The organism is Pseudonocardia terrae (genome assembly GCF_021343995.1).
In the GTDB taxonomy this organism is placed as follows: Bacteria; Actinomycetota; Actinomycetes; order Mycobacteriales; family Pseudonocardiaceae; genus Pseudonocardia; species Pseudonocardia terrae.
Genome location: NZ_JAJTTE010000019.1, coordinates 93247 through 115030 on the forward strand (window position 1 = coordinate 93247; position 21784 = coordinate 115030).

A 21784-nucleotide genomic window follows, 5' to 3' on the forward strand; every position below is an offset into this window, starting at 1 on the left:
CCGACACGCCGTGGTCGTCGCCACCGGCAGCAGCGCGCTACTGCCCGACCTGCCCGGCCTGCGCGAGGCCGCGGTGTGGTCCAGCCGCGAGGCCGTCTCCACAGCCTCCGTACCCCGCCGGTTCGCCGTCATCGGCGGCGTCGTCGCCAGCGAGATGGCCACGGCGTTCGCCGCACTCGGGAGCACCGTCACCGTGCTCGCCCGCGACGGCGTGCTGCCCACCGCCGAACCCTTCGCCGGCGAACAGGTCGTCGCGGCGCTGCGCGAGGCAGGCGCGCCGGGAGGAGTCGTCGTGGCGTTCGTGGTGGTCATACCTGCAGCTCCGGGTAGAGGGGGTGGCGCTGGGCGAGCACCGCGACACGGGCGGCGAGGGCGTCGAGCTCGGGACTCGGTGATGGCGGGGCGCAGGGCGAGCGCGATGACGTCGGCGACCTCGGTGAACTCCTCCGGGCCGAAGCCGCGGGCGGCCAGCGCGGGAGTACCGATCCGGACGCCGGAACTGACCATCGGCGGGCGCGGGTCGAAGGGCACGGCGTTGCGATTGACGGTGATGCCGACCCGGTGCAGCCGGTCCTCGGCCTGCTGGCCGTCGAGCTCGGAGTTGCGCAGATCCACCAGCACCAGGTGCACGTCCGTGCCGCCGGAGACCACGCCCACGCTCTCCTCGACCAGCAGCCGCTCGGCGAGGAGCTTCGCGCCCTCCAGGGTGCGCTGCTGGCGCTCGCGGAACGCCGGCTCACCGGCGAGCTTGAACGACACCGCCTTCGCCGCGATCACGTGCTCGAGCGGACCGCCCTGCTGGCCGGGGAACACGCTCGAGTCGAATTTCTTCGCCAGGTCCGCCGTGGCCAGGATGACCCGACCGCGCGGGCCGCCGAGGGTCTTGTGCGTGGTCGAGGTGACCACATGCGCGTGCGGCACCGGGCTCGGGTGCAGGCCCGCGACCACCAGCCCGGCGAAGTGCGCCATGTCGACCATCAGGTACGCGCCCACGGAGTCGGCGATGCGGCGGAACTCGGCGAAGTCCAGCCGGCGCGGGTACGCCGACCACCCGGCGATGATCAGCTCGGGCTTGCGCTCCTGGGCGAGGCGCTCGACCTCGGCCATGTCGATCCGGTGGTCGTCCTCGCGCACGTGGTATGCGGCAACGTCGTACAGCTGGCTCAGAGTGTAGAGAGTGACCTGCCTCACGGCGGCAGCCGGATCCGCTGGGATTTTCGGCGCCCCGGCGGCCGCGTCAGCTGAGCGCGTGCTCGCGCAGGAACCCGAGCACGAGGGGCGTCGCCTCCGCGCGGAACTCCTCGAAGTACGCATGCCGCGCCGCCTCGACCAGGTGCAGCGCGGCATCAGGGATCCGCTCGGCCAGCTCTGCACCGTTCGCGGTGGGGCAGAACAGGTCCTCGGTGCCGTGCACGACCAGCGTCGGCGCGATGATCATGGAGACCTGCTCCCGGGCGTCGTGCTGGGCACTCGCACGGCGGTGCCCGCGCCGCGCGGCCGAGATCATCCCGTCGTCCCCGAGGACCGAGTACGGGCCGGGGTGTTCCGCGAGCCAGGCCGGGGTGAACATCAGCTCGGCCAGCGCCCGCTGCGCCACGGCCGCCGGCCCCGCGAGCGGGCCGACGACGTCCTTGCCCGCCACGGGTGCGTCCGGCCCGCCGGTCGTGGTGCAGCCCAGCACCAGCGCCCCCACCCGCTGCGGATGGTCGATGGCCAGCCACTGCGCGATCTTGCCGCCCATGGACGTGCCGTAGACGTGCGCGCGGGCAACGCCGAGCGCGTCGAGCACGGCGACGACGTCCCGGGTGAAGCGGCGGGTGCTGTACTCGGCGCCCCAGGGCGCCGTCGACTCCCCCGTCCCGAGGGTGTCGACGGCGATCGTGCAGAACCCGGCGAAGTCCGCCCGGATCGGGTCCCACCAGTGGTGGGAGTTCGCCTGACCCGCCAACAGCACCAGCGGCTCGCCCTCACCGGCGACGTCGGCGTGGATCCTGGCCCCGTCCGGAGCGGTCGCGTCGGTCATGGGACAACCCTGCCGCACGGGCTCAGAGCGGGTAGGCCCCGGTGAGCCGCCGACGATCAGCACGACCTGAGCTTGGAGTGGACCGCCGCCGGCTCCCCCGCCGGACGCTGTCAGGAAGTCGGCTCTGGCGGGCAGCTCGGCTGATCCGCACACTTCGCATGTGTGGCGTCGGCAGGGGAACGCGCCGGTTGACACCGCGCCGTGTGGTGCAGTGGCCGAGTCCTCCCGGCTGTGTTCCCTACCGTCGCGGTCAGGGGCGCCTTCGCCGGCTGTTCAGGCCTCGTCGGGAGGCGGCAGGAGAGGAGTGGTACGCCGTGGCTTCGCCGCATGCAGGCGTGAACGGTCGCCGGGTCGTCGTCGGGGGCAGACCGCTGACGGTGTCCGAGGTGGTTGCGGTTGCTCGGCACGACGCCCGGGTCGAGATCGACGCGACCGCGGCAGCGTCGATGTTCGTCGCTCGGGCGGCTGTCGACGAGCTCGCCTCATCCGACCGCGCGATCTACGGCGTCTCGACGGGCTTCGGCGCACTCGCCTCGACCAGGATCGACAAGGTCTCGCGGGAGGCCCTGCAGCACGCTCTGGTCCGCTCACATGCAGCGGGCACCGGCCCGGAGGTCGAGCGCGAGGTCGTCCGCGCCCTGATGCTCCTGCGCCTGCAGACCTTCACGACCGGCCACACGGGCGTGCGGTCCGAGGTGGCCGCTCGGTACGTGGCGATGCTGAACCTCGGACTGACGCCGGTGGTCCACGAGTACGGCTCCCTCGGCTGCTCGGGCGACCTCGCTCCGCTCGCGCACTGCGCTCTCGCGGCCATCGGAGAAGGCGAGGTCCGCACGAGCGCCGGTGAGGTCGTGCCGGGTCGGGAGGCACTGGCCGCGCACGGCCTCGAGCCCCTTCGGCTGGCGGCCAAGGAGGGGCTGGCCCTCATCAACGGGACGGACGGCATGCTCGGGATGCTCGCCCTGGCCGTTCACGACCTCGGCGCGCTGTTCACCGCGGCCGACGTCGCGGCGGCCATGAGCGTGGAAGCCCTGCTGGGTACGGACCGCGTCTTCGCGCCGGAGCTGCAGGGCATGCGGCCCCATCCCGGGCAGCTGGCCTCGGCGCAGAACATCTACCGCCTGCTCGCCGGCTCCGAGATCGTGGAGAGTCATCGTGGCGAGGACTGCACCGTCGTGCAGGACGCCTACTCGCTGCGCTGTGCACCCCAGGTCGCCGGAGCCGCGCGAGGCACCCTTCAGCATGCCGCCGACGTGGCCGCGATCGAGCTGGGGAGCGCCATCGACAACCCCGTGGTGCTCCCGGACGGGCGCGTGGAGAGCAACGGGAACTTCCACGGAGCCCCCGTCGGCTACGTCCTGGACTTCCTCGCCATCGCCGCAGCCGACATGGCATCGATCAGCGAGCGACGCACCGACCGCTTGCTCGACCCGAGCCGTTCGCACGGGCTGCCGGCCTTCCTGGCGGAGTCGCCGGGCATCGACTCCGGCATGATGATCGCGCAGTACGCGCAGGCGGCACTGGTCAGCGAGCTCAAACGCCTGGCGAACCCCGCGAGCGTCGACTCCATCCCCTCCTCCGCCATGCAGGAGGACCACGTGTCGATGGGCTGGTCGGCCGGGAGAAAGCTGCGCAGAGCCATCGATGGCCTGCTGCGCGTGATCGGCATCGAGATTCTCGCGGCGGCGCGCGGGCTGGACCTTCGCGCTCCACTACAGCCCGGGCCCGCATCGACGGCGGTCGTGGCCCTGCTGCGCCAGAGCATCGCCGGCGTCGGCGCCGACCGGTGGCTCTCCCCCGAGATCGAGCGGGTCACCGAGCTGGTCCGTCGTGGTGACGTCGTGCGGGCCGCCGAGTCCGCCGTCGGCCCCCTCCGGTAACCGCCGACGCAGTCCGCCTCGTCACGTGCGCGCCACGATCCCTGCGAGGACGACGTCGCCGATCAGCGGAACCCCAGGGCGATAGGCGAGATGAACGTAGGACGGCGCCTTGAGCCTGAGGAAGTCGGCTCGTCGTGCCGGTGCGATAACGCCGACATCGCTGCGGCGCAGTGCCGCCGCGCCGCCGCAGGTGGCTGACCACAGGGCCTCGGCAGGACTGAGTCCCATGTCGCGAACGGCCAGTGCGATGCAGAAGGCCATGCTGGAGGTGTAGGAGCTGCCGGGGTTGCAGTCGGTGGCGAGCGCGACCGTGACCCCGGCGTCGATCATCCGCCTTCCGTCGGGCCACGGTGAGCGGGTCGAGAACTCGACTCCGGGCAGCAACGTGGCGACGGTGACGTCGCCGGCCTCGGCCAGGGCTTCGAGGTCGTCGTCGGAGACGAACGTGCAGTGGTCGACGGAGGCCGCCTTCAGCTGGACCGCCAGGGCGATGCCCCGGCCGAGTTGCAGCTGGCCGGCGTGCAGGCGCGGTCGCAGTCCGCGTTCGGCTGCGGCCTCGAGGATCGCGCGGGCCTCGTCGGCGTCGAAGGCTCCTCGGTCGCAGAACACGTCAGCCCATCTGGCCAGTGGGGCACACGCGTCGAGCATGGGCCCGCGGACGAGATCCACGTAGTCGTCCCTGCGGCCCTGGTACTCCGGCGGCACGACATGTGCGCCGAGAAAGGTCACCTCGGGGGTGACCTGAGCGGCGATCCTCAGCGACCGGGCCTCGTCGTCGACCGTCAGGCCGTAACCGCTCTTGCACTCGACGGTCGTGGTGCCTTGAGCCAGCATCTCCTGCCGAAGTGCGGTGACAGTGGCGAGCAGGGCGTGATCGTCCGCCCGGCGGGTCGCCCGCACCGTGGTCTGGATGCCGCCGGCGTCGTACCTGGCTCCGGTCATGCGCGCGGCGAACTCCTCCGCCCGGTCGCCGGCGAAGACCAGATGCGCGTGGGAGTCGACGAATCCGGGGATCACCGCGCACCCGCCGACGTCGACCCGTCGATCGGCTGCCGGGGCCGACTTCTCGGGGCCGACCCACGCGACCCGGTCGGCGTCGACCAGCACGGCCGCGTCGCGGACGAGACCCAACCGGGACCCGTCGCCCTGCGTCGGGTCGTTCGTGGTCAGCTCTCCGATGTTCGTGAACAGCACTGTCACCGCACGGCCCCCTCTCGCCTGCCGTGCACCGCGAACACCAGGTCCGCCGCCTCGGCCAGCCGTCGCGACACATCCGTCACCCTCAGGTGTCGCCGGTCCCGGACCACCGTCCGCCCGTCGACGACGACGTCGGTCACGTCCGCGGCAGTAGCCGCGAAGACCGCGGTCTCCGCTCGCGGGCCGCCGCCCGCGGTCCGGACGGATTCCAGGTCGACCGCGACCAGGTCCGCGCGGTGGCCGGGGCCGATGAGGCCGGCGTCGCTCCAGCCCAGGGCGTGCTGGCCGTCCGAGGTCGCCGCCCTCAGCAACCGGTCGGCCGGGAAGATCCCGCGCTCGCGGCGCCGCAGGCGCTCGTGGAGCTCGACCGCGCGCGCCTCCTCGAACAGGTCGATGACGGCGTGACTGTCGGAGCCCACGGAGAAGAGGCCGGCCGAGCGGGCGAGAAGGGCGGACGCGGGCCCGATGCCGTCGCCGAGATCGCGTTCGGTCGTCGGACAGAAGCAGACCCCGGTGGCGGTGGAGTCGAGCACCGCCAGGTCGGACTCGGTCAGGTGCGTCGCGTGCACAGCGGTGGTGCGCGGACCGAGGACGCCGGCGTCGTGGAGCAGGCCCGTCGGGGTTCGTCCGTGGACGGCCAGGCACTGCTCCACTTCGGCCGTCTGCTCCGAGGAGTGCACGTGCAGGGGGGCGCGGTGGGCCTCGGCCCACTCGACGACCGGGGGCATGTGCTGCAGCGGTACGCCGCGCACCGAATGCAGAGCCGCCCCGACGATCACGGTGTCCGAGCCGCTGAACTCGTGACGAAGGGGGTCGACGCGCTCCGCCCAACGCTCGCCGGAGCCGTCCCCGAAGCGACGTTGCAGGTCGCTGAGCGGTGATCCGTCCACGCTCGAGCTCAGATAGCAGGTATCGAGGAGGGTCAGGCGCACGCCTGCAGCTGCTGCGGCGTCGGCCAGTGCATGCCCCATGGCGTTGGGGTCGTCGTAGGGCACCCCGCGGGCGTCGTGGTGCAGGTAGTGGAACTCGCCGACCGAGGTCACCCCGGCCAGCGCCATCTCCGTGAACACCGCCGTGGCGAGATCCCGGTAGGTGTCGGGGTCGAGCGTGTTCGCCGCCTGGTACATCAGGTCGCGCCAGGTCCAGAAGGAGCCTCGGTCGTGCTGCGTGCGTGATCGCAGTGCGCGGTGGAAGGCATGTGAGTGCGCGTTCGCCAGGCCGGGGAGGACCAGCCCGCGCAGGGCGGGCACCGCCGCCGGGCGCTCGACCCCGGACACGACACGGGAGAAGCGTCCTTCGGCAACCGTCAGGAGGACGCCGTGGGCCACGGGGCCACCGCCCAGCCAGGCGTGTTCGCACCACCACTGCCCCTCCGGGTCGTCCGCCCACAGGGCTCTCTGGTGCAGGGCGTTCGACGGCGATGTCATGCCGCTGCCCACTCCTTCATCAGCGCAGCGAGTTCCGCCACCACGAGGTGGCGGTCGGACCGTCGGCCGACTCCGTCATCGACCACCCCGCATCGGGATGCGCACCCCTCGCTCCGCGGCGACCTCGGCCGCGTGGGCGTATCCGGCATCGACGTGGCGGATGACGCCCATCCCGGGATCGTTGGTCAACACGCGGGCGAGCTTCTGCGCGGCCGGCTCGGTCCCGTCGGCGACGGTCACCTGCCCGGCGTGGATGGACCGGCCCATGCCGACACCGCCGCCGTGGTGGATGGACACCCAGGAGGCGCCGGACGAGGTGTTGACCAGGGCGTTGAGGAGCGGCCAGTCCGCCACGGCGTCCGATCCGTCGATCATGGCCTCGGTCTCGCGGTACGGCGAGGCGACGGACCCGGAGTCGAGATGGTCGCGACCGATGACGACGGGAGCACCCAGCTCCCCGGCGGCCACCATCTCGTTGAAGCGGAGCCCGGCACGGTGCCGCTCCCCGTAGCCGAGCCAGCAGATGCGGGCGGGAAGCCCCTGGAAGGCGACCTTCTCGCCGGCCATGGTGATCCACCGCCGCAGGTGCTCGTTGTCCGGGAACAGCTCGAGGATCGCTCGGTCGGTCGCCTCGATGTCCTGGGGGTCGCCCGACAGCGCGGCCCACCGGAACGGGCCCATCCCCTCCTCGAACAGCGGCCGGATGTAGGCCGGCACGAAGCCGGGGAAGGCGAAGGCCCGCGTGTAACCGGCCCGACGGGCCTCGTCGCGGATCGAGTTCCCGTAGTCGAAGACCTCGGCCCCACGGTCCATGAAGCCGACCATCGCCTCGACATGGGCGGCCATGGACAGCCGGGCCTGCTCGGTGAACCACGCGGGGTCCTTCTCCGCGGTCTTCTTCATGTCCTCGAAGGCGACGCCGCGGGGCAGGTACGAGAGGGGGTCGTGGGCCGACGTCTGGTCGGTGACCACGTCGATCGGCGCATTCCGCGCGAGGAGCTGGGGGAACACCTCGGCCGCGTTGCCCACCAGGCCGATGGACAGCGGCCGGCGGGCATCGCGAGCGGTGATCGCGCGACGCAGCGCGTCCTCGACGTCCGCTGCGCGGACGTCGAGGTAGCGGTGCTCGAGCCGGCGGTCGATACGGGTCCGGTCGCAGTCGACGCAGATGACCACCCCGTCGTTCATGGTGACCGCGAGCGGCTGCGCGCCGCCCATACCTCCCACACCGGCGGTCAGCGTGACGGTGCCGGCCAGCGAGCCGCCGAACCGCTTGCGGGCGACGGCACCGAAGGTCTCGAAGGTGCCTTGGAGAATGCCCTGGGTGCCGATGTAGATCCAGGAGCCGGCCGTCATCTGGCCGTACATCATCAGGCCGGCCGCCTCCAGCTTGCGGAAGTGCTCCCAGTTCGCCCAGTCCCCCACCAGGTTCGAGTTCGCGAGCAATACGCGCGGGGCCCACTCGTGCGTGCGCAAGATCCCCACCGGCTTGCCGGACTGGACCAGGAGGGTCTCGTCGTTCTCCAGCTCCCGCAGCGAAGCGACGATGGCGTCGAACGCCTCCCAGTTGCGGGCTGCTCGTCCGGTCCCGCCATAGACCACGAGCTCGTCGGGATGCTCGGCCACATCCGGGTCGAGATTGTTCATCAGCATCCGCAGCGCCGCTTCCTGCGGCCAGCCCTTGCACGACAGCTGCGGGCCACGGGGCGCGCGCACGGTACGCGCAGCGGATGTGTCAGTCATCGAAACCGTCCCGGTTCACGTGACGTGTGGTGCTGCTAGTGGACCTCACATCCCCTCGTCTGCTCTACCTCGAGGGGAATGCTCGCTGGTCTCGGATGCGAGATTTCGACGCCTGGCCGAGGCGGAGGACAGGCCACCGAGATGTGGGTAAGGTTCTCCACCCGATCGACGAGCCTCCGTCCGGCCAGGAAGCCTGCAGCTCAGGAGGCTGTCGAGGAGGACGGTCGGCCGATCGGGACCGGCGAGGCGTCGCTGCCACGCATCAGGGTCCAGGGCTGGAGGCGGCGATGGACGTCGTGACCAGAGCGGTGCTGCCGCGAACGCTTCTCGTACTGCTGTGTGTCATCGGCCTGTGCGTTGCGTGCACGTCGAGCACCGCGCCGTCGTCCTCGACGACGAGCGGCGGATCGTCGTCGGTGTCGGCAGATCCGGCCAAGGCCGACGCGGTGATGAAGGTCGTCAAGGACGCCATGGCGGACGCCCATTTGAAAGCCGTGATCGTCAGCGTCAGGGTCGACGGCAAGGAGATCGTCACCCAGGCCGTCGGCGACTCGATGGCCGGCGTGCCCGCAACGACGGACATGCATTTCCGCAACGGCGCCGTCGCCATCTCCTATGTCTCCACCGCGCTGCTGCAACTCGTCGACGAGAAGAAGGTGAGCCTCGACGACAAGGTGTCGAGGTGGCTGCCCGACATCCCCTACACCGACAAGGTGACCCTCGGCCAACTGGCCCAGATGACCTCCGGGTACGTGGACTACGTGACGACCCCGGAACTGGACAACGCGCAGTACGCGAACCCGTTCCGGACCGTCACCCCCGAAGAGCTCATCGCGATCAGTACCGCACACCCGCTCCTCTACGAGCCGGGAACGAACTGGAACTACTCGCACACCAACTACGTCATCCTCGGACTCGCCCTCGAGAAGATCACGGGGCAGGACATGGCCTCGCTTCTGCACGAGAAGGTGCTCGGCCCCCTCGGCCTGGACAACACCACCGACCCGGGGACACCGGCGATCACCGAGCCCGCGCTGCACGCCTACACCTCCGAGCGCCGGCAGGCGCTCAAGATTCCCACCGGCACACCCTTCTACGAGGACTCGACCTACTGGAACCCGTCGTGGACCATCACCCACGGCGCCATCCAGACCACCGACATCCACGACCTGAACGCCACGGCCGTGGCCATCGGCACGGGCAGGCTCCTCTCCCCCGAGTCCTACCAGAAGATGCTGACCAAGGACCTGATCGGCAAAACCACCACCCTGCCCGGGTGCACCACCTGCCACCCGCAGTCCGCGGACTACACCTACGGGCTCGGAATCATCTCCTCCGGCAACTGGGTGTTGCAGAACCCGCTGTTCTCCGGCGAAGCCGGCGCATACGCCTACCTGCCCTCGCAGAAGGTCGCCATCGCCGTCGCCGTCACCTTCGACCAAGCCGCCTTCGACCCGACCACGGGCGACTACACGAACTCCGCCGACGTCCTGTGGAGGAAGATCGCAGCCACGCTCGTCCCCGACGACGCCCCACCGATGCCGCCCGGAAGCTAGCCCGGGCTCCTCCGGACTACGAGCGGTGCACCGGCCCGTACGGCAGAAAAGCGCCTCTTGCTGAAGGCCGACTCTCCCGGGGAGCCTTCACCCGGTGCCCGGGTCGCTTCCCGCCCGAGCCCCCTCGGGAGCGACAGTTCCCCACGATCCGTTTCCCGTGGATGCTGGCACGATGTCGTTGAACCTCAGCCTCTCGTTCTGGGACACGGTCCTGCTCGTCGTGTTCGTGATCGCGGTGAGCATCGGGGCCGGTCGCGTCCTGGGCGTGCGGCGCGGGTTCCTGCGCGCCGCCGGTGCGGGGGTGCTCGGGACGTTCGTGGGCCTCGCCGTCGCGGCGACGCTGGTGGGCAACAACCCCGACTCCACCGCGGCGGACGTGTTGCTCACCGCGTTCGGGTTCGCGGTGTTCGCCACGATGATCCTCAGCGTCGCGCTGGAGGCCGTGCTGCGCCCCCGCGGTCGCGGCCGCGGATCGCTGCGGACGCGGGTGCGGACGTTCCTCACCGTGGGCGGGAGGCTGTGGGAGGTCCTCCGCATCGCCCGCCGGCACGGGCTCGCCGGCCCCCGACTGGCGTCCCGGGCGGCACTGTCCAGTCCGGAGGGTGGCCTGCGGATCCGCCGGTTCCTGGAGGACTGCGGCGGGATGTTCGTCAAGTTCGGCCAGATCGCGTCCACCCGCTCCGATCTGCTGCCCCCGCCCATCATCGAGGCGCTCGGCGATCTGCAGGCCAACGTGCGGACCGTGCCGACCGTGCAGATCCGCGAGCGGGTCTCCGACGAGCTGGCAGCGCCGCTCGACGAGGTGTTCGCCGAGTTCGACGACGAGCCTCTGGCGGCCGCCTCCATCGGCCAGACCCACCTGGCGGTGCTGCGCTCCGGCGAGCCGGTCGTCGTCAAGGTGCGAAGGCCGGGCATCGAGGTCGGGGTTGCGCGGGATTCCGCGGTCCTGCGCTGGGCCAGCCGCACCGCCGCCCGCCGGTCGGCCGCGGTCCGCTCGCTCGGGCTCGTCCCCCTCGCCGACGAGCTGATCCGCTCGATCGACGGGGAGCTCAGCTACCTCACCGAGGCCGCGAGCGCACGGGCGCTCGAGGCGGCGACGACCGATCTCGGCATCCGGGTCCCCGCCGTCCACACCGAGCTGAGCACGGACGGAGTCCTGGTCCTGGAGAAGGTCGAGGGCCGACCGGTGTCCGACGCAATCGCCGTGGATGCCACCGGTGTCTCGCGTCCCAAACTCGCGGACCGGCTCCTCGGCGCGTTCCTGTCCCAGGTCATGACGGCCGGGGTGTTCCATGCCGACCCGCACCCCGGCAACGTGCTCATCGACGCCCGGGGCACACTCTGGCTGATCGACTTCGGTGCCGTCGGGATCATCGACCCGGTCACCATGGAGGCGCTTCAGCTCATGGCCGCCGGGCTTGCGACCCGCCAGCCCGGCTTGATCAGCCGGGCGATTCGGCCGCTCGCCGGAGCAGCAGGGGACTCGATCCGACCTCAGGCGCTCGAGGCGGAGATCAGCCGCGTGCTCAGCGTCCAGATGCATGCGGGCGGCTTCGACCCGCGGAGCATGCAGGAGGTCATCGCGATCATGCAACACCACGGGATTCCGGTCCCGCCGACCCTGACTCTGCTCGGCCGGGCGCTCGTGACCCTGGAGGGAACGCTTCGGGTCATCGACCCACAGGTCGACCTGGCCGCGGCGGCCGCCGGGCAACTCGGATCGGTGGTCGACCTGTCGCCGGAGGGCACACAGGACGTCGTGCGCAAGGAACTGGTGCGCAACCTGCCGTCGCTGCGGGCGTTGCCGGGGCTGGTCGAAGACGTCGCCCTGCAGCTACGCGCAGGCAACGCCCGCCTCCAGGTGGACGCCTTCTCCGGGCCCGGCAGCCTCCGGCTGAGCGGGTGGATCGACCGGGCCACGTTCGCGCTCGTGGCCTCGGTCGGGCTGGTCGCCTCGGCGGTGCTGCTGGTGGGGGCTGCCCTCGCCCCCGCGGGCGGCGCGGCGGCCACGCTCACCGCCGTGGGCTACATCGGGCTCGTGGTGTCCTCGGCGATGCTGATGAGAGTGGTCGTACAGATCCTTCGTCGGCAGGTCGAGCCCGACCCCGAGAGAGGCAGGTGAAGCGGGCCAGGTCGCTCGACCGGCCGGTGGTACCCCTGCAGTGGCGCCGGGCGTGATCGCCCCCACCTTCCCGCTGCGCGTGAATCTGCCGAGCGATGTCGACCCGTAGCTGATGCACAGCAAGAGCACCAACAGCAAACCGGAACTCGCGGCAGGCACCGGCGGCTGAGCCTGAGATCCCGGGCGACGAAGTCCCTGCAGCAGGGAGCGTCTTCCCGTAACCCGCGTTCGAAGCGAGTTGGGTTGATCAAGCGTCGCACTGCACGGTGGCCACGCTGCTGACGAAGTGAAGACGAACGCCACCGGGATCGAGGTGTCGCCCTACGGCCGGAGACCGTGCGCGTTCTCGTTGCGCGAGCTCGCCCCGGGGCTGGGTGCGGGAGAGCGCTCCGGCGGACCCGCGCAGCACGGATCCGGACAGCAGGTCCCGGGCGCCGCGCAGCCGCTCGACGAGATCGTCCCGGCCGTCCGCGTCGGCGCCCTCGATCGCCAGGTCCACGGTCTCGCGGGCGTAACGCACCGCGGCGCTCGGTCCCTGCTGTCGGGTCATGCTCCCCCGACCCGGCCCCCCGGCGGCCGTTTCGGCGCGGTCGTGGACCGCGCCTCCCGGTCACCGATCAGACGTGCTCGGTGCCCACGTCGTGGCTCCCCATGTCGCGGTGCTCCTCGTGACCGTGGTCGTCGGACCGGTCGTGGTCGTAGCGGTCGCCGTCGTGCTCGGAGCGGACGTCCTGGTGCTCGTACCGGTGCTGGTCGTAGCGCTGCTCGTCGTCACGGTGATCGTCGCGGTGCTCGTCCCGGTCGCGGTGCTCGTCCCGGTCGCGGTGCTCGTCCCGGTCCCGGTCGCGGTGCTCGTCGCGGCCACGGTCGCGGTGCTCGTCGCGGTCGCGGTACTCGCCGCTGTCGCGCCGGGTGCCCGCGAAGTGCCGGCCGTGCTCCCCGTGCTCCCCGCGATCGTGGTGCTCGCCCCGGTACCCCTCACGATGCTCCTCGCGCCCGCGGTACTCCTCGCGCTCCCGGTACTCCTCGCGCCCGCGGTGCTCCCCGCGGTCGCGGTGCTCCCCGCGGTCGCGATCCTGTTCGTTCCGGTGCTCCCGCTGCTCGTGCCCGAAGACGTCCCCGCTGCGGGTGTGCTCACGCATGCTCTGGTCGGCATCGTGGCTGGTCGCGGTGCTGGTCATGCCGTCGTCCATCGGATCATTCCTCCTCGGTTCCCGGGGCATCTCCCCGGTCACCTGAAGGGTGGGCGTCACCGCGCACCCGCACCGTCGGTCGACCGAACCCCTGGCCGGAGGGTCCTGCTGTCCCCCGATCGACCGACCCGTCTCTGGCCCGTACGGCCTGAGCCACGATCAAGCATCGCCGCCCCATGTGAGGACGCGGGCACGCCCCGCGCGCGGGGCAGGCCAGCACTGGCTGTCAGTCGTCCGGCCTCTCGTTGCATGCTGCCTGGCCCGTTCGTCCCCGGCCCCGCCAGCCTGAAGAGACACTCAGCTCGACCAGGTTCTTGGGGTCACGGAGCACCGGGGTGAAGCCTGCGCCCGGCACTGCTCCTCGGCGCAGGCCGTGTCGCGGTCGACCGCCGGCGCGCCGAGCACCCGCGGCCGTGGGCACGCACCTGCACCCGGACGGCCCCGCCACGAGGTTCGCAGCGCGGCAGCCCGGGTGAGGTATCGCGATCCCGCCGATCAGTGCTCGGCGAGCGGGCGAGTCGGCTCGGAAGCCGACAGGCCGCCCGGGACGTCGTGGTCGGGGGTCACCCCCGGAGTCGGCGACTCGGCGATGAGCGCGGGCTCCGCGCCACGCCGGCCGACGACGTTGAACAGGATGTTGAGCAGCACCGCCACCAGCGCGGCCGCGCTGATGCCGGAGTCGAAGATGGTCTGGAACCACAGCGGGAAGGCGGAGTAGAAGTCCGACACGGCGATCGGGATGATCCCGATGCCGATCGAGACCGCGACGATGATGAGGTTGTTGTTGCCCTCGTACTCGACGCGGCTCAGGGCCTTGATGCCGCTCGCGGCCACCGTCCCGAAGAGCGCGAGCCCGACGCCGCCGAGCACCGGCAGCGGGATCGAGACGACCACGGCGCCGATCTTCGGGATGATCCCGAGCACCACGAGGATGATCCCGCCCGTCGCGACCACGAACCGGCTCTTGATGCCGGTGATGGCGACCAGCCCGACGTTCTGCGCGAAGGCGCTGGCCGAGAACGAGTTGAGCAGGCCACCGGACACGGCGGTCGAGAGCGTGTCGGCGCGCAGACCGGCGGCAACCGTGGGGCCGTCCGCGGGCCGTCCGACGACCTCCCCGACAGCGAGGATGTCGGCCGTCGTCTCGGTCATGACGACCAGGATCACGATGATCATCGAGATGATCGCGGAGATGTTGAAGACCGGAGCGCCGAAGTGGAAGGGCGAGGTGATGCTGAACCAGGACGCCGTGCCCACCGCGCTGAAGTCGATCTTCCCCATCGGCCAGGCGATCAGTGTGCCGACCACCAGACCCAGCAGGATCGCGATGCGCGAGAAGAACCCGGGAAGGAACTTGTAGATCAGGACGATCGCCAGCAGGGTGAGGGCGGCCAGCGCGATGTTGGACATCGAGCCCCAGCCGGGGTTGACGCCCTTGGTGCCGCCGGCCGCCCAGTTGATCGCCACCGGCAGCAGCGAGACGCCGATGACGGTGATCACCGTGCCGGTCACCACCGGCGGGAAGTAGTGGATCAGCCGGTTGAACAGCGGCGTGATCAGGAAGCCGACCACGCCGGCGATCACGACCGAGCCGAAGATCGTCACCAGGCCGTTGAACCCGCCGTGCGCGCTCGTGCCGATCGCGAGCATGGAGGGGACCGCGGCGAACGAGGTGCCCTGCACCAGCGGGAGGCGGGCACCGATCTTCCAGATCCCGAGCGTCTGCAACAGGGTGGCCAGCCCGGACACGAGCACGGCCGCGCTGATCAGGTAGGCCTGGTCGGCCACCGACAGCTTCAGGGCGCCGCCGACGATCAGCGGTACCGCGATCACGCCGGCGTACATGCTCATGACGTGCTGCAGCCCGTAGACGAACAGCGGGCCCGGGCGCATCAGCTCGTCGACGGGGTGGCGGTCCCCGTCGACCGCCGGACCCCGGCGCGAACGCCGGGGTAGCCTGTCCGTGGATGCCATCGACTTCTCCTTGGTCGCGGTGGCGGTCGTCTGGTCCCCGTCCCGGGTGGCGGCCCGGGACGGGATCGGGAACTTTCCGGGACGGCTCCGGCCGTCACCAACCCTGGCCGGGGTCGAAGGCCGCAGGCCCGGGGTCGGGCGCGTCGTCGCGGCGCACCGTGCCCTCGATGAGGCCGTAGGGGCGGTCCGCGGCGTGGAACACCTCGTTCTTGTTCTCCAGGCCGAACACGCCGAGATCGACGACGAAGTGGTGCTTGTTCGGCAGCGAGAAACGCACCTCGGCGAGCTCGGGCTGGTCGGCGAGCATCCGCTCGCCCATCGCGTAGAGCGTCTGCTGCAACGCGTAGCTGTAGTGGTCGGCGAAGGTGCCGGCCAGGCCCGCGAGCGCGCGCTCGAACGAGGCGCCCCAGTCCGCGCTGAGGTCGGTGTGCAGCCACTGCGCCGTCACCGAGGTGGCCATGATCCGGTCGGTGGTGGGTTCCAGGGTGGTGTACTCGTCCTGGTAGAAGGTGTGGAACTCCGAGTCGGTGGTCTTGAGTACCACGAGGTCGTACACGCCGGAGACGACCCACGGCTCGCTCCCGCGCTCGTAGGTGACGGTGGCGGTGCGGACGTAGGCGCCGCGGCGGCTGAAGGCGTGTGGGGCGGCGCCGCCGCCGACGCCGGCGAGCCGGTCCCACGGGTAGGCCTCCACCCGGATGCGGGCGCGCTGCACCTGCGGCACGTCGTCGACGAAGTGCCGGGCCAGCGCGAGCGCGAACGACTCGGCCTGACGCACCGCCTCACCCGCCCGCTTGGCGAATGCGTTGACGGTGTTCTTGGTGGCGTCGGTGGTGAGGCAGTTCGAGTTGTCCCCACGCAGGTGTACATCGGCGAAGTCGCCCGACAGCGCGACGCTCACGTTGTAGTCGACGATCTCGTGCGGCTCGGTGTCGCGGAACACCCGCACCACGCGGGTCTCGGCCTTGCCGTACTGGTTGTGCGCGAGCCTGACGCTCATGTCGATCTCAGCTTCCTCGGTAGGTGGAGTAGGCGAACGGCGACAGCAGCAGCGGCACATGGTGGTGACGCTGCGGCTCGGCGACCTCGAACACGATCGAGACCTCCGGGTAGAACCCGGACCGGCCGCTCGTCCTGAAGTGGTGTGCGGTGTCGAAGGTGAGCCGGTAGACGCCGATCTCCAGGCCGTCGGGGACCAGCGACCGGCAGCGGCCGTCGTCGTCGGTGACGGCGGACCCGAGCGGCTCCCAGCCGCGGTCGGAGCGGCGGTCCACGGCGACCGGCACGCCGGCCGCCGGAAGACCGCTGGTGGCGTCGAGGACGTGGGTGGAGAGGGTCATGACGCGAGCAGCCTCGCCAGCCGCAGGCGGGTGATCTCGGCCAGCTGCGCGGTGGTCTCGGCCCGCTCGGTGGCCTCGTCGTTGCCCAGCCTGCGGTGCAGCTCGGTCAGCATCTCCTCCGGGCCGCGCCCTGCGGCACGGATGAGGAAGACGTGGCCGAAACGGCGCTCGTAGGCCGCGTTGGCCTCGCGCAGCGCCTCCGTGACCTCCGCGTCGGCCGTGGCGACGGCAGCCTGCTCGCCGCGCGACCAGCGTGCCTCGCGGCTCGACCCGGACGCCCGGTCGCCGATGCGCGGGTGGGCGTCGAGGGCCTCCCGGACGTCGTCCCAGCAGAGCTCGCGGGCGGCCCGGTCGGCCGCCTCGAGCAGCGAATCGGCGCCTGCGTAGGGGCGGTGGCGCAGGAGCTCCTCGACCCACCGCCGGGACGCGTTGCACGCGGTGAGCTGGTGCGCCGCCTGATCGGCGGGGCCGTGGTTGAGCGTGTCGATCAGGTCCACCGTGACCCGTTCCCCTCCGCTTCGGAATTTAGATTCCGCTATTCGGAATGGACGGGATGTTAGGCGGCTCACCTCGCGGGCGTCAAGGGGTCGTCCGCACCTCTCCACTGCCGGCCCACGACCCGCGCATCCCGGCGGGACGAGCAGCACGGGTCACGTCCCCGTCACCTCCCGAGCACGAGGTGGCCCTGCTTCACCTGCAGAGGGCGGAACTCAGCTGCCGGTGGTGCGCTCGGCGGTGAAGTGCTCGGTGAGCGTCCGGGCCGCGGTTTGGAGGACGGCGGCGGCCCGGCGGACGACCTCGGGGGTCATCCGCGGCGTCGGGCCGGAGAACGACAGGGCGGTGAGCGTGGGAGCGCCGGGGATCGGCACCGACACGCAGGACACGCCCACCTCCCGCTCGCCCTCCTCGGTGAGGTAGCCGCGAGCCCGACCGGCCGCGAGCTCCTGCAGGAGCACGCCCGGATCGGTGATCGTCTGCTCGGTGGCCGCCGGCATCCCGGTCAGGTCCAGCAGCTGCTCGACCTCCCGCTCGGGGAGCTGGACGAGCAGCGCCTTGCCGACGCCCGTGCAGTGCAGCGGGACGCGCCTGCCGACCTCGGTGAACATCCGCATGGCGTGCCGGCCGGCGACCTGGGCGACGTAGAGCGCCTCGGCGCCCTGCAGCGTCGCCATGTTGGCCGATTCGCCGATCTCGTCGACCAGCCCGGCCAGCACCGGGTTGGCCCAGGTGCCGTACTGCTTGGCGGCGCTGTCGCCGAGCCGGATCAGCCCCGGGGCCAGCGCGTAGCGCCGCGACGCCTCCTGGCGCACGTAGCCCAGGCCGACGAGGGTGCGCACGAGACGGTGCACCGAGGGAGCGGGCCGGGCGGTCGCGGCGGCGATCTCGGCGAGCGACAGGGCGCCGCCGTTGCGGGCGAGCACCTCGAGCACCTCGAATGCCCGCTCCACCGAGCGGACGCCGTTGCCCGTGCCGTCGGAGGTCTTCGTCTCGGTCGTGGTCACGGTCGACCCCCGCGTGCGCCTGTGGGCGGTCTCGCGCCCCTGGATTCCGTCATGCGCAATCTAGCATCCGGATTCCGGAAAGTTGCGGTTCGGTCCTGGGCGTCGACCGGCCAGCCCGGATCTCCGTCTCACGATAGTCCGGCCGTGACCCGGTCGGGGCGCGACAGACCGCGCGCGCGGCGGCGGTGCGGATCACCCGGCTCCCCGGCGGCGTTCGGGCGTTGACACCGCCACTCCCCCGCGCTTACAGTTTCGGAACTTTCATTCCGCATAGCGGAAGCTTCGACGAGGGAAGGGGGATCCGATGACGGTGCGGCGGTTCGATGTCAACCTCTCGATCCTGTTCACCGAGCTCCCGTTGCTGGACCGGCCGCGGGCCGCCAAGGAGGCGGGCTTCGACGCCGTCGAGTTCTGGTGGCCCTGGCCGGTCGCCGTGCCCTCCGACGCCGAGGTCGACCAGTTCGTCACCGCGGTCACCGATGCCGGTGTGCAGCTCGTGGGGCTGAACTTCTTCGCGGGCGACATGCCCGGCGGCGACCGCGGGCTGGTCTCCTGGCCTGCGCGGGCCGGCGAGTTCCGCGACAACATCGAGGTCGCCGTCGGCGTGGGCGAGCGACTCGGCTGCCGGGCGTTCAACGCCCTGTACGGCAACCGCACGGACGACGCCACGCCGGAGCAGCAGGACGAGCTGGCCGCCGAGGCGCTCGCGCTCGCCGCCCGCGCGGCCGCGCGGATCGACGGCACCGTGCTGGTCGAGCCGGTCAGCGGCGCACCGCGCTACCCGTTGCTCAGGGCCGCCGACGCGCTGGACGTGATCGACCGGGCGTGCGCACACGGCGTGGACAACGTCGCGCTGCTGCTCGACGTGTACCACCTGGTCATCAACGACGACGACGTCGACGCCGCGATCGCACTCGCCGCCGGCCGGATCGGCCACGTACAGATCGCCGACGCCCCCGGCCGCCACCAGCCCGGCAGCGGCAAGCTCGATCTCGACCGGTACCTCGACCGGATCGCCGACACCGGCTACGACGGCTGGATCGGGCTGGAGTACGTCCCCGAGGGACCCAGCGCGGACTCCTTCGACTGGCTGCCCCGCGCACAGCGGTCCACCCGGAACTGACCACCGACACCGAAAGGTACCTGCGACATGACGACCGTCGGTTTCATCGGCCTCGGGATCATGGGCCTCCCGATGGCGCGCAATCTCGTCGACGCCGGCTACGACGTGGTCGGCTACAACCGCTCGGCGGCGAAGGTGCAGGCACTGGCCGACGCGGGCGGGCGCGGTGCGGAGAGCGTCGCCGAGGCCGTCTCCGGGGCCGACGTGGTGATCACCATGCTCCCCGACTCGCCCGACGTCGAGCAGGTGACCTGCGGCGACGACGGGGTCTTCGCCCACGCGAAGCCCGGCTCGCTGTACGTCGACATGAGCACGATCCGCCCGGACGTGGCCCGCCGGGTCGCCGAGGCCGGAGCCGCCCGCGGCCTGCGGGTGCTCGACGCGCCGGTCAGCGGCGGCGAGGCCGGCGCCGTCGAGGGCAACCTCTCGGTCATGGTCGGCGGCGAGGCCGCGGACGTCGAGGCGGCGCGGCCGGTCCTGGAGACCATGGGCACGACGATCGTGCACGTCGGCCCCGCCGGTGCCGGGCAGACGGTGAAGGCGGCCAACCAGCTCATCGTCGCCGGCGCGATCGAGCTGCTCGCCGAGGCGATCGTGTTCGTCGAGGCGCACGGCGTGGACACCGCAGCGGCGCTGCAGGTGCTCGGCGGCGGCCTGGCCGGCAGCACCGTGCTGAACCGCAAGGGCGAGGGCATGCTCGCGCGCCGCTTCGAGCCCGGCTTCCGGCTGGAGCTGCACCACAAGGACCTCGGCATCGTCACCTCCGCCGCCCGCGAGGCCGGCGTCGTGATCCCGCTCGGCGCTGCGGTCGCGCAGCTCGTGGCCGCGCTCGTCGCCCGCGGCGACGGCGGCCTGGACCACTCCGGCCTGCTCAAGCTCGTCGACGAGCTGTCGGGCCGCACCGACTCACCCGAGAGGGGCTGACCATGACCCGGATGACAGCGGCCGACGCCGCAGTGGCGATCCTGCGCAAGGAGGGCGTGCGGCACGCGTTCGGCGTGCCCGGCGCCGCGATCAACCCGTTCTACGCCGCACTGCGCCGCGACGGGAGCGTCGACCACGTGCTGGCCCGCCACGTCGAGGCGGCCGCGCACATGGCCGAGGGCTACACGCGGGCGACCGCGGGCAACATCGGGGTGTGCATCGGCACCTCCGGGCCGGCGGGCACGGACATGATCACGGGCCTGTACGCGGCCTCGGCCGACTCGATCCCGATCCTCGCCATCACCGGGCAGGCACCCGTCGCCCGGCTGCACAAGGAGGACTTCCAGGCCGTCGACATCGCCTCGATCGCCGGGCCGGTGACGAAGATGGCCGTCACGGTGCTGGAGGCGGGCCAGGTGCCGGGGGTCTTCCAGCAGGCCTTCCACCTCATGCGCTCCGGTCGCCCGGGGCCGGTGCTCATCGACCTGCCCTTCGACGTGCAGATGACCGAGATCGACTTCGACGTCGAGACCTACACCCCGCTGGCGGTGCACAAGCCGGCCGCCACCCGCGCACAGGTCGAGAAGGCGCTGGACATGCTCCAGTCCGCCGCCGCACCGGTCATCGTCGCCGGCGGCGGCATCATCAACGCCGACGCGTCCGACCGGCTCGTCGAGCTCGCGGAGCTGCTCGGCGTGCCGGTGATCCCTACGCTCATGGGCTGGGGCGCGATCCCCGACGACCACCGGCTGATGGCGGGGATGGCCGGGCTGCAGACCGCGCAGCAGTACGGCAACGCCACCCTGCTCGCGTCGGACTTCGTGCTCGGCATCGGCAACCGGTGGGCCAACCGGCACACCGGTGGGCTGGAGGTCTACCGGCGCGGCCGTACGTTCGTGCACGTCGACATCGAGCCCACCCAGATCGGGCGGGTGTTCGCCCCGGACTACGGCATCGTGTCCGACGCCGGCGCCGCGCTCGAGCTGTTCGTCGCGGTCGCCCGCGAGCGCGCGGCGGCGGGTCGGCTGCGCGACTACGACGCGTGGGTGCAGGAGTGCGTCAAGCGCAAGGCCACGATGCTGCGCCGCACGCACTTCGACGACGTGCCGGTCAAGCCGCAGCGCGTCTACGAGGAGATGAACCGCGCCTTCGGCCGCGACACCCGTTACGTCAGCACGATCGGGCTCTCGCAGATCGCCGGCGGGCAGTTCCTGCACGTCTACAAGCCGCGGCACTGGATCAACGCCGGGCAGGCCGGGCCGCTGGGCTGGACGCTGCCCGCCGCGCTCGGGGTGTGCGTCGCGGACCCCGACTCGACGGTCGTCGCGCTCTCCGGCGACTACGACTTCCAGTTCCTGCTCGAGGAGCTCGCGGTCGGCGCGCAGTTCAACCTGCCCTACATCCACGTCGTGGTGAACAACTCCTACCTGGGGCTGATCCGCCAGTCCCAGCGCGGCTTCGACATGGACTACTGCGTGCAGCTGGCCTTCGACAACGTCAACGCCCCGCATCTGGACGGGTACGGCGTCGACCACGTCGCGGTCGCGCAGGGGCTGGGCTGCAAGGCGCTGCGCGTGGACCGGCCCGAGGACCTGCCGGGCGCGTTCGAGCAGGCCCGCAAGCTCCTCATCGAGTACCGGGTGCCGGTGCTGGTGGAGGTGATCCTGGAGCGGGTCACCAACATCTCGATGGGCACCGAGCTGGACAACGTCGTGGAGTTCGAGGAGCTGGCCACCCTCGACGAGCACGCGCCGACCGCGATCGCGCTACTGGACTGATC

17 protein-coding genes and 2 pseudogenes are annotated in these 21784 nt (G+C 71.5%); 7 read left to right on the plus strand and 12 right to left on the minus strand.

The window, feature by feature from the left end; genetic code table 11:
* Positions 1 to 10 precede the first annotated feature (10 nt).
* Positions 11 to 214: pseudogene (locus tag LWC33_RS15050) on the plus strand (FAD-dependent oxidoreductase); the annotation flags it as partial.
* A 94-nt stretch (positions 215 to 308) separates the two neighbouring features.
* Here the strand turns inward: LWC33_RS15050 and glyA are convergent.
* Both glyA and LWC33_RS15060 read right to left on the minus strand, forming a co-directional pair.
* Positions 309 to 1161, minus strand: a pseudogene (gene glyA / locus LWC33_RS15055) (serine hydroxymethyltransferase); the annotation flags it as partial.
* 76 nt (positions 1162 to 1237) lie between these two features.
* Positions 1238 to 2023, minus strand: coding sequence for an alpha/beta fold hydrolase (locus LWC33_RS15060; protein WP_233305003.1), 786 nt, complete (start codon positions 2021 to 2023; stop codon positions 1238 to 1240).
* Between the two features lie 335 nt (positions 2024 to 2358).
* Between LWC33_RS15060 and hutH the strand changes: the two genes are divergently transcribed.
* Complete coding sequence (gene hutH, locus LWC33_RS15065) at positions 2359 to 3903, plus strand: histidine ammonia-lyase (RefSeq protein ID WP_308190950.1); 1545 nt, start codon at positions 2359 to 2361, stop codon at positions 3901 to 3903.
* A 21-nt stretch (positions 3904 to 3924) separates the two neighbouring features.
* On the opposite strand, the gene hutI is transcribed toward hutH, so the two are convergent.
* From hutI to hutU, 3 genes are all read right to left on the minus strand, one after another.
* Positions 3925 to 5103 (minus strand): imidazolonepropionase, encoded by a 1179-nt coding sequence (hutI, locus tag LWC33_RS15070; protein ID WP_233305005.1) that lies wholly within the window; start codon positions 5101 to 5103, stop codon positions 3925 to 3927.
* Positions 5100 to 6527 carry a formimidoylglutamate deiminase gene (locus LWC33_RS15075; RefSeq protein WP_233305006.1) on the minus strand — a complete coding sequence of 476 codons (1428 nt, stop codon included), beginning with the start codon at positions 6525 to 6527 and terminating at the stop codon, positions 5100 to 5102. Before LWC33_RS15075 ends, hutI begins: the two co-directional genes overlap by 4 nt.
* 75 nt (positions 6528 to 6602) lie before the next feature.
* Positions 6603 to 8270 (minus strand): urocanate hydratase, encoded by a 1668-nt coding sequence (gene hutU / locus LWC33_RS15080; RefSeq protein WP_233305007.1) that lies wholly within the window; start codon positions 8268 to 8270, stop codon positions 6603 to 6605.
* 416 nt (positions 8271 to 8686) lie between these two features.
* Between hutU and LWC33_RS15085 the strand changes: the two genes are divergently transcribed.
* Both LWC33_RS15085 and LWC33_RS15090 read left to right on the plus strand, forming a co-directional pair.
* Positions 8687 to 9826: a serine hydrolase domain-containing protein gene (locus LWC33_RS15085; protein ID WP_233305008.1), complete on the plus strand. Its 1140-nt coding sequence runs from the start codon at positions 8687 to 8689 to the stop codon at positions 9824 to 9826.
* A 172-nt stretch (positions 9827 to 9998) separates the two neighbouring features.
* Positions 9999 to 11948 (plus strand): ABC1 kinase family protein, encoded by a 1950-nt coding sequence (locus LWC33_RS15090; RefSeq protein ID WP_233305009.1) that lies wholly within the window; start codon positions 9999 to 10001, stop codon positions 11946 to 11948.
* 247 nt (positions 11949 to 12195) lie between these two features.
* Here the strand turns inward: LWC33_RS15090 and LWC33_RS15095 are convergent, their stop codons facing one another.
* The 7 genes from LWC33_RS15095 to LWC33_RS15125 form a co-directional block, all read right to left on the minus strand.
* A complete protein-coding gene (locus tag LWC33_RS15095) occupies positions 12196 to 12498 on the minus strand; it encodes a hypothetical protein (protein ID WP_233305010.1) in 303 nt (100 codons plus the stop codon).
* Between the two features lie 67 nt (positions 12499 to 12565).
* Positions 12566 to 13129, minus strand: a complete 564-nt coding sequence (locus LWC33_RS15100; protein ID WP_233305011.1) for a hypothetical protein — start codon at positions 13127 to 13129, stop codon at positions 12566 to 12568.
* 507 nt (positions 13130 to 13636) lie between these two features.
* Entirely contained in the window at positions 13637 to 15115 is a 1479-nt protein-coding gene (locus LWC33_RS15105; protein WP_233305012.1) for a nucleobase:cation symporter-2 family protein, read from the minus strand.
* A gap of 94 nt (positions 15116 to 15209) precedes the next feature.
* Positions 15210 to 16115, minus strand: coding sequence for a factor-independent urate hydroxylase (gene pucL / locus LWC33_RS15110; protein ID WP_233305013.1), 906 nt, complete (start codon positions 16113 to 16115; stop codon positions 15210 to 15212).
* A gap of 7 nt (positions 16116 to 16122) precedes the next feature.
* Positions 16123 to 16455, minus strand: coding sequence for a hydroxyisourate hydrolase (gene uraH / locus LWC33_RS15115; RefSeq protein ID WP_233305014.1), 333 nt, complete (start codon positions 16453 to 16455; stop codon positions 16123 to 16125).
* Positions 16452 to 16952, minus strand: coding sequence for a 2-oxo-4-hydroxy-4-carboxy-5-ureidoimidazoline decarboxylase (gene uraD, locus LWC33_RS15120; RefSeq protein ID WP_233305015.1), 501 nt, complete (start codon positions 16950 to 16952; stop codon positions 16452 to 16454). The genes uraH and uraD overlap by 4 nt, the downstream gene beginning before the upstream one ends.
* A gap of 213 nt (positions 16953 to 17165) precedes the next feature.
* Positions 17166 to 17957: an IclR family transcriptional regulator gene (locus LWC33_RS15125; RefSeq protein ID WP_233305016.1), complete on the minus strand. Its 792-nt coding sequence runs from the start codon at positions 17955 to 17957 to the stop codon at positions 17166 to 17168.
* 304 nt (positions 17958 to 18261) lie between these two features.
* Between LWC33_RS15125 and LWC33_RS15130 the strand changes: the two genes are divergently transcribed.
* The 3 genes from LWC33_RS15130 to gcl are packed head-to-tail and all read left to right on the plus strand — an operon-like array spanning position 18262 to position 21782.
* Positions 18262 to 19080 (plus strand): hydroxypyruvate isomerase family protein, encoded by an 819-nt coding sequence (locus tag LWC33_RS15130; RefSeq protein WP_233305017.1) that lies wholly within the window; start codon positions 18262 to 18264, stop codon positions 19078 to 19080.
* 27 nt (positions 19081 to 19107) lie between these two features.
* On the plus strand, positions 19108 to 20004 hold the full coding sequence (locus LWC33_RS15135) for a 2-hydroxy-3-oxopropionate reductase (RefSeq protein WP_233305018.1): 897 nt from the start codon (positions 19108 to 19110) through the stop codon (positions 20002 to 20004).
* Positions 20005 to 20006: 2 nt separating this feature from the next.
* Complete coding sequence (gcl, locus tag LWC33_RS15140) at positions 20007 to 21782, plus strand: glyoxylate carboligase (RefSeq protein ID WP_233305019.1); 1776 nt, start codon at positions 20007 to 20009, stop codon at positions 21780 to 21782.
* Positions 21783 to 21784: the final 2 nt, after the last annotated feature.

Coding starts and splice junctions, on each gene's coding strand:
- pucL (WP_233305013.1), bottom strand. CDS start 16,115: ATGAGCGTCAGGCTCGCGCACAACCAGTACGGCAAGGCCGAGACCCGC.
- LWC33_RS15100 (WP_233305011.1), bottom strand. CDS start 13,129: ATGACCAGCACCGCGACCAGCCACGATGCCGACCAGAGCATGCGTGAG.
- LWC33_RS15075 (WP_233305006.1), bottom strand. CDS start 6,527: ATGACATCGCCGTCGAACGCCCTGCACCAGAGAGCCCTGTGGGCGGAC.
- LWC33_RS15105 (WP_233305012.1), bottom strand. CDS start 15,115: ATGGCATCCACGGACAGGCTACCCCGGCGTTCGCGCCGGGGTCCGGCG.
- hutU (WP_233305007.1), bottom strand. CDS start 8,270: ATGACTGACACATCCGCTGCGCGTACCGTGCGCGCGCCCCGTGGCCCG.
- LWC33_RS15095 (WP_233305010.1), bottom strand. CDS start 12,498: ATGACCCGACAGCAGGGACCGAGCGCCGCGGTGCGTTACGCCCGCGAG.
- LWC33_RS15135 (WP_233305018.1), top strand. CDS start 19,108: ATGACGACCGTCGGTTTCATCGGCCTCGGGATCATGGGCCTCCCGATG.
- LWC33_RS15130 (WP_233305017.1), top strand. CDS start 18,262: ATGACGGTGCGGCGGTTCGATGTCAACCTCTCGATCCTGTTCACCGAG.
- gcl (WP_233305019.1), top strand. CDS start 20,007: ATGACCCGGATGACAGCGGCCGACGCCGCAGTGGCGATCCTGCGCAAG.
- uraH (WP_233305014.1), bottom strand. CDS start 16,455: ATGACCCTCTCCACCCACGTCCTCGACGCCACCAGCGGTCTTCCGGCG.
- LWC33_RS15090 (WP_233305009.1), top strand. CDS start 9,999: ATGTCGTTGAACCTCAGCCTCTCGTTCTGGGACACGGTCCTGCTCGTC.
- LWC33_RS15060 (WP_233305003.1), bottom strand. CDS start 2,023: ATGACCGACGCGACCGCTCCGGACGGGGCCAGGATCCACGCCGACGTC.